The following is a 7,114-nucleotide window of genomic DNA, read 5'->3' on the forward strand; positions in this document are numbered from 1 at the left end:
ACCCTCTAGAGTGGCTATTTTAGAACAGAACCTTGAACCGCGAAGCTGACATTATAAAACGAGCTGAGCAATAAAGAACTAAAAAGGAACTAAAAAATGACCGAAAACTGCTCACAAGAGAAACGTTGCCCCTGGTGCGGTAATGACCCTTTATATCAGCAATATCATGATGAAATTTGGGGTAAGCCAAGGTGGGGTAGCCAGGATCTATTTGCCAAACTTTGCCTTGATGGCCAACAAGCGGGTTTGAGCTGGATTACGATTTTACGAAAAGAAAAAAGCTATTACGAAGCATATGATAATTTCGATCCTAAGCGTATTGCAGAATATGACCAGACGAAGATAGATGAATTACTGCTTAATTCAGGTGTGATTCGAAATAAGCTTAAGGTGAACTCTATTATTAAAAATGCACGCGAATTTCTCGAGATTGAAAAGAATGAGGGTGACTTTTCAAAGTACCTTTGGTCATTTGTTGGCGCTAAGCCGATAGTTAACAGCTGGCGGACGATGGCAGATGTACCGGCTGTAACGCCAGAGTCCGAAGCAATGTCGAAAGATTTGAAAAAGCGCGGCTTTACCTTTGTCGGTCCGACTATTTGCTATGCCTTTATGCAGGCTGTGGGGATGGTTAATGACCACCTGGTGACATGCCCAGAGTGGTCAAAAGTGAGCTAAAAGCTGAGTGAAGTTTAGCCCTTCTGATTCACCATCCATACTGCGGCTTCAACTCGAGAATTCAAACCTAGTTTTTTCAGGACATGTTTGACGTGAACCTTCACGGTTCCGTCAGAGATATCGAGTTCACGGGCAATAAGCTTGTTGCTCATACCTTTGGCTATGAGTTTCAGGATCTCGTGTTCCCGGCTGGTTAGTTTGGCTAATAAGTTCGATTTCTTATCGTTGCCGCCTCGTATTGCTCCGGCCAGAACATGTGTTAGCTTCTCACTGATCACCATTTTACCAAGCGCGGCTTCTTTTAGCTTTTCCAGTATTTGCTCAGGGTCCATATCTTTAAGCAGGTAGCCGTCGGCACCATAAGTAATAGCGCAAACAACGTCTTCATCACTATCGCTTACGGTTAGCATGATGATACGGGAGGTGATCTCGGCATTTCGCATGGCTCTAAGTGTTTCCAAACCATCCATACCTTGCATATTCAGATCTAACACGATTAGGTCGGGCTCGTGCTCTTTAGCAAGCTCTAGGGCGCTATGCCCATCACTTGCTTCACCAATGACTTCTAGCTCATCTTCGAATTCAATCAGCTGGGTTAGTCCTTTTCTTAATAAAGGGTGGTCATCAACTAATAATATGGTGGCGGGGATCTGGCTCATGAGTGCTTCAACCTTTATGCGGCGCTTAGTTTCTGGTTTAAGAATCTTATCTAGTCGCAACTCTGTCTTAGAACGCGCCATTTGGCAAGAACCCTGGTTCTCAAAATTGACGTGAATCATGTTCGACAGGCTTTACTCGTGGAGGCTTAGAGAGAGTAGGCACCGAAATGTACCTACTTCTGGTCGCATGTGTTGTACCCCTTGTTTTACGCAGCGTAGCGACAATGCAGGTGCTGGCAAGGGTACTACCCAGTAGTAGGTATTGGGGGGTAAGTAAAGGGTGAAGAAATGCCTACTCCCTTGAGTCGATTGTTCTTGTTTATAGGCTTGCGCATGATGAACGTGACTTAGCATTATTTATAACATTGGGAGAAATTCTATGTCGGATATTCAAAAATGGGATCCGGAGGACGAGCAGTTCTGGGAATCCACCGGTAAGAAAATAGCCAACCGAAATTTGTGGATTTCTATCCCGAGTTTGCTTTGCGGCTTCGCGGTTTGGTTGTATTGGGGCATCATCACGGTTCAAATGTTGAACTTGGGCTTCCCCTATGAAAAATCACAACTATTTACTTTAATGGCGATTGCCGGTTTGACGGGTGCAACGCTACGAATACCCAGCACCTTCTTTATCCGTTTGGCGGGTGGCCGAAATACAATCTTCTTTACCACAGCATTACTCATGCTACCTGCAGCCGGTACAGGTATCGCGCTGTCTAACCCTGAAACACCTTTCTGGGTTTTCCAGGCACTAGCGCTTCTATCTGGCTTTGGTGGTGGTAACTTCTCATCTTCAATGTCAAACATCAGTTTCTTCTTTCCTAAGAAGCAGCAGGGCTTGGCGCTAGGTTTGAATGCGGGTCTGGGTAACTTTGGTGTTACTACGATGCAGATTCTGGTTCCATTGGCGATGACTGTTGGCATGTTCGGCGCACTAGGCGGCGAGTCAATGACGCTAGTTAATACTTCAGGTACCTTGATCGGTAAGATTCCTGCAGGTACTGAAGCATGGATTCAAAATGCAGGCTTCGTGTGGTTGCTCTTCCTGATTCCTCTCGCACTTGCTGGCTGGTTCGGTATGAATAACTTGCGTGAAGACCACATTTCGCCAAGTATTCCTGGCCCTGTTGGTTCTTTCGGCTTAATTTCAATGATGTTGCTGGTTGGCTTTGCTTGTGCAATCTTCGGCCTATGGTTGATGCTTCCTGAGAAAGTGGGTGGTTCAGGTTTTGGTGTAAGTAAGTGGATCGTATTACCTATTGTTATCGCAGCGACAGTATTTGCTTTGAAAGCGATTCCAGGTCAGATCGGTGAGAGCTTAACGCGTCAGTACAAAATCTTTGATAACAAGCATACTTGGGCAATGACAGTTATTTATACAATGACTTTTGGTTCATTCATTGGTTTTGCAGCATCTTTCCCGCTAACGATTAAAGTTGTATTTGGTTTCCAGCACGTGATGGTTGATGGTGTGATGACACACAACACGGCTAACCCTAATGGGCCAAGTGCTTTAATGTACGCCTGGATGGGGCCTTTCATCGGTGCTTTGATTCGCCCAGTTGGTGGTTGGATCTCTGATAAAGTAGGTGGTGCTTTAGTTACTCAGATTTGTGCGGTAATTATGGTGGCATGTGCAATTGGTGTGGCTTACTTCATGAAAGCCGCTTACCAGTCAGCAACACCTGAAGAATTCTTCGTACCATTCTTTGTATTGTTCTTAGTCTTGTTTGCTGCAACAGGTATTGGTAACGGTTCTACTTTCCGTACCATCTCTCAGGTATTCAATAAAGAGCAAGCAGGTCCGGTATTGGGTTGGACTGCAGCGGTGGCAGCATACGGTGCATTCATTATGCCTAAAGTATTGGGTGAGCAAATCAAGGCGACGACTCCTGAGTACGCGCTATATGGCTTCGCAACGTTCTACGCCGTATGTATCGTTCTTAACTGGTGGTTCTACCTACGTAAGAGCTGCGAGCACTATAATCCATAACGACAATCCATAAGTTGTAAGTTATGGCTTAAAATAAAAAACCGCGCAACTAGCGCGGTTTTTTATGTTTACTGGTTAATAAATGGCCAATAATTGGCTTGCTAAGCAGGTGTTAATATCAGCATAATATGCATGCTAAAAAACAAATATAACATCAGCCTGGTAATCATACTGTTATGCAAGCTTCTTGCTTTTCGCCGATGAGTGGTGAACTGAAATTATTAGTGATAGAGGACCATCCAGTCTACCTGGAAGGGCTTTCATTTGTGCTTAAGCGTTTGAGCGAAGAGGTTGTGATCGAATGTGCTCATGGCGTGATAGAGGCTCAAAATCACCTTGGACAAAATCAGGGTTATGACCTGATATTGCTCGACTTATGCTTACCTGATGAGGGGGGGCTGTCTATTCTTCGATACCTGTCTGAGCAGAAAATATTCATCCCGGCAATTATTTTGTCAGCTTCCGAGGAACTCAGGGATGTTCAGCGAGCCCTTAAGGCTGGGGCTAGTGGTTTTATTAGTAAAGCCAGCAGCAGTGAAGTGATCCTTAATCAGATAAAAAAAGTCATGGAAGGCGAGAATTGCCTGCCAGACTTTTATCAGTCACAACAAGTTGCTGAATTACCAGAGTTAACACCTCGGCAAAAGGAAGTTTTACAGTTAGTGTGTGAAGGCTTACCAAACAAGAAAATCTGCCAGCGCCTGCATTTGACCGAGCATACGATCAAGAGCCATATGAAGACCTTATTTAGCGAGCTAAACGTACATAACCGCACTGAATGTGCTCGGGTAGCAGTTGATTTGGGCTTGTTAGAATAATTGCTTAGCGGCCATTCATTGTAGCGGCTTAAAAATTAGCCTCAAATAGGCTAATTCTTTGCCTGTAAGTAGTGCTGAATCATTAGCTTTAATTTGGCGGGAGCTAATGGTTTAAAGGCGATTCCGGTAATATTTAGATCCTGTTCAACAAAACTCTGACTGACTTCTTCGCTGACTTCTTGCTGAGTGTCGGCTGTGATTAAAATTGCGGGCGTGGCGGTCGCTGCTCTTTTTCTCATCTCTAGTATCAGTTCAATGCCATTTTGTGGATAAGCAGGAAAGCGATAGTCGCAGATAATAAGGTCGAAAATTTCTGACTCGCTGCAGCTTAACGCATCGTAAGGGTTCTTAACTGCGGCGACGGAGTAGCCCCAATTGGCTAACAGTATTTGGCATGAATCCAGGACACTTTGGTCGTCATCGATTAGGAGAATGCGCTTATCAGGGCTGGGGCGTGGCACTTGTGCTGGTGCATTGTTAATCGGTTTCTCGAGAGAATAGGCTTGCGCCAGCTCTAGCCAAAAGCATGCGCCCTTATGTTTTCCTGCTCTGACGCCGTATTTGACTTCTAATAGCTCACTTAGCTGTTTGACAATCGCAAGCCCTAAGCCCATACCTTGCTTGTCAGATTGATCCGTTTGATGAAACTCGTCGAAGATACTTTCCATTTCTTCTTCAGGAATTCCTTTGCCATTGTCTTCCACTTCCAAGAAGATAGTTTTGCCTTCTTTGTACCAATTGACTTTTACTCCGGTTGCATCGGCATGCTTAAATGCATTTTCGCAAAGGTTTCGAAATATTCTCTCGACTAAGATTGGGTCACTTTTTACAATACAAGGTGAGGGGCCTTCGGTGCGAATCGTCATACCAAGCTCTTCCGCACGAATGTTTTGCTCGGGAATTAGTGAGCCGATCAAACTTGAAAGATCAAAGTTTGTATTCTTTGCTTCAACAATGCCGGCATTTAACCTTGAGATATTGAGTAAAGAGCTAAGTAACTGGCTTAGTTGATTAATGGCGAGCTTAAGTTTTTGTGTTAAGGCTAAAGAATCTCCCTTGGGAAGCTGGTTTTCTAAGGTCTCAATAAGTAAGTTCATAGCGTGTAGAGGCTGTCTCAAGTCATGACTGGCGGTGGCTAACAGCCTCGTACGTGAGGATATTTCTTGCTGGTCTCTAGACTTTGCAAGTTCAACCAGCTTCTTATTGAGAAAGAGGCTACGCCGTGATCGTTCTTGCATGTAGCTGCCAATCGCCCCCATAAAATTGAGTGTAATAATAAACGCAGCATTTGAGCTGATAATATGGCTGGGAGAGTTCAGATTGAGCTCAAGGGTAAAATAGCCCAGCGATACGATCACTCCACCTAATGTGGCCAAAGTATACGGCGAGCCCATTAGGAAATAGCCAAAAACCAAGAGCAGCAACACACCGTCGTAAGGCATTTGCGCATCATTAATTCGTGTAGTGTACATAATAGCAACGATACTTAAGCCAGAGACTATGTAGGCACTCATATACAGACTTGAATACGCGCGTATCGACCAATTCATTCGGGCGGCGATCATTGTTATAGCGATGAGAGGGCAAACTATAAACAGACGAATACAGGTTGTGACGACGTAGACAGACTCGGGGAGCGTGTAGATATCTAGTAAAGCAAATAAGAAAAAAATGAATAATGCGGCAACTCCAATTGCAGGAATTCGTTCTAGTAAGCGTTGGTGTCGATATTCCCTGAACTCACTTTCAAGTGACTGAGAAAACTTTATGAAGGGGAAGCGACGCTTGTTTGCATATTCGAGCTGAAGCTCTTCAACGCTTTTTTCGTAATGGCTTGTCATCGTTATTATTGGTCTTTTAAGCGATTAGAGTGAAGCGTTCTATGTTAGTTGGTGTGCAGAACGATGCCAAGTAAGGTCACCGCTCAAATGGGAGAAATGTGATTTGCGTGTTACGAGCGTATGATAACTTTACTTTCATCACTTTCTCTGAGGTAACTGGGTGAGAAACGAAGCTGGATTTGAGTACCTTGGATACCCTCTTGAGAGCTCTTAACAACTAGCTCACCGTTCAAGTGCCGACTGCGTTCTTGAATGATGGCCAGGCCATAATGATTTAACTTTTCTGGGTTGCTGGACAGCCCTACTCCATCGTCTTTAATTTCCAGTTGGATGGTTTTGTCAGTTTGCTGAAGTAAGCTAATATCCAGGCGTGTACCCTTGGAGTGGTTGACAGCATTCTGGCTGGCCTCACGAAGAATTTGTAGCACGTGAATTTCCTCAGAAGGACTCAAAGGAATATTCTTCAGTGAATTCTTCAGGTTAATGTGCATCTCGGTTCGCGCTCTCAATTGCTTAATGGTTTGCTCAATTGCGCCATGTAAACCTTTATCATCGATTTTTAAGCGGAAGGTGGTGAGTAGTTCACGTAAGTGACGGTAAGCTGATGAAAGGCCCTCACTCAGCTCATCAATAATTGGCTGTTGCATCTCATACTTTTTCTTATCGTGTGACTTTTGTAAGCGTGTTACTTGAATCTTCAGGTAAGAGAGCGATTGAGCTAGAGAGTCGTGAAGCTCTCGGGCCATTACTGTACGCTCACTAAGCATCGCCAAGCGGTGTTCTTGCTCTTTGGTCTCCTGTAAAGATAAAGCGATGGCTAGTTGGTCAGCGCTAGATTGGACCAATTTTTGTTGCCATAAGAGAAGGGGTTTGTCTTTCGATTGAGGTAATTTGATCACACCATACTGTTTTGCTTGATGAATGACTGGGTATCGATATATCAAAGCATCCTCAGCTAATTGATTGAAAGGTCCGTCACCGCGGCAGCCTTCACAGGTAAAGCGATTGCAAAGCTGTTCATCATCATCATGCATGTCAATCTGCAAATAAGGGCGTTCGCCTTGTGTCGTAAATAGGCAGAGCTCAATATCTTTAACCATTAGTATCATGCCTAGATCATTGATA

At 44.3% G+C, this 7,114-nt stretch carries 6 protein-coding genes; 3 read left to right on the top strand and 3 right to left on the bottom strand.

All coding sequences use genetic code 11. The features are described from left to right. Positions 1–96: 96 nt before the first annotated feature. On the top strand, positions 97–678 hold the full coding sequence (locus tag A3761_RS02145; protein ID WP_068507588.1) for a DNA-3-methyladenine glycosylase I: 582 nt from the start codon (positions 97–99) through the stop codon (positions 676–678). Between the two features lie 14 nt (positions 679–692). Here the strand turns inward: A3761_RS02145 and narL are convergent, their stop codons facing one another. Beyond that, positions 693–1,337 (bottom strand): two-component system response regulator NarL, encoded by a 645-nt coding sequence (gene narL, locus A3761_RS02150; RefSeq protein ID WP_068507590.1) that lies wholly within the window; start codon positions 1,335–1,337, stop codon positions 693–695. A 379-nt stretch (positions 1,338–1,716) separates the two neighbouring features. Here narL and A3761_RS02155 point away from each other — a divergent pair, with 379 nt between their 5' ends. Continuing rightward, the gene (locus A3761_RS02155; protein WP_068508666.1) at positions 1,717–3,330 is read left to right on the top strand and encodes an MFS transporter; all 1,614 of its coding nucleotides are present in this window, start codon (positions 1,717–1,719) and stop codon (positions 3,328–3,330) included. Between the two features lie 176 nt (positions 3,331–3,506). Next, a complete protein-coding gene (locus tag A3761_RS02160; RefSeq protein ID WP_068508664.1) occupies positions 3,507–4,148 on the top strand; it encodes a response regulator transcription factor in 642 nt (213 codons plus the stop codon). A 50-nt stretch (positions 4,149–4,198) separates the two neighbouring features. On the opposite strand, the gene A3761_RS02165 is transcribed toward A3761_RS02160, so the two are convergent. Both A3761_RS02165 and A3761_RS02170 read right to left on the bottom strand, forming a co-directional pair. Then, positions 4,199–5,989, bottom strand: a complete 1,791-nt coding sequence (locus A3761_RS02165; RefSeq protein WP_068508663.1) for a hybrid sensor histidine kinase/response regulator — start codon at positions 5,987–5,989, stop codon at positions 4,199–4,201. Between the two features lie 110 nt (positions 5,990–6,099). Then, positions 6,100–7,114, bottom strand: a 1,015-nt coding sequence (locus A3761_RS02170) for a histidine kinase (RefSeq protein ID WP_231881119.1), incomplete at its 5' end; no start/stop codon positions are given.

Source organism: Oleiphilus sp. HI0123 (assembly GCF_001635315.1).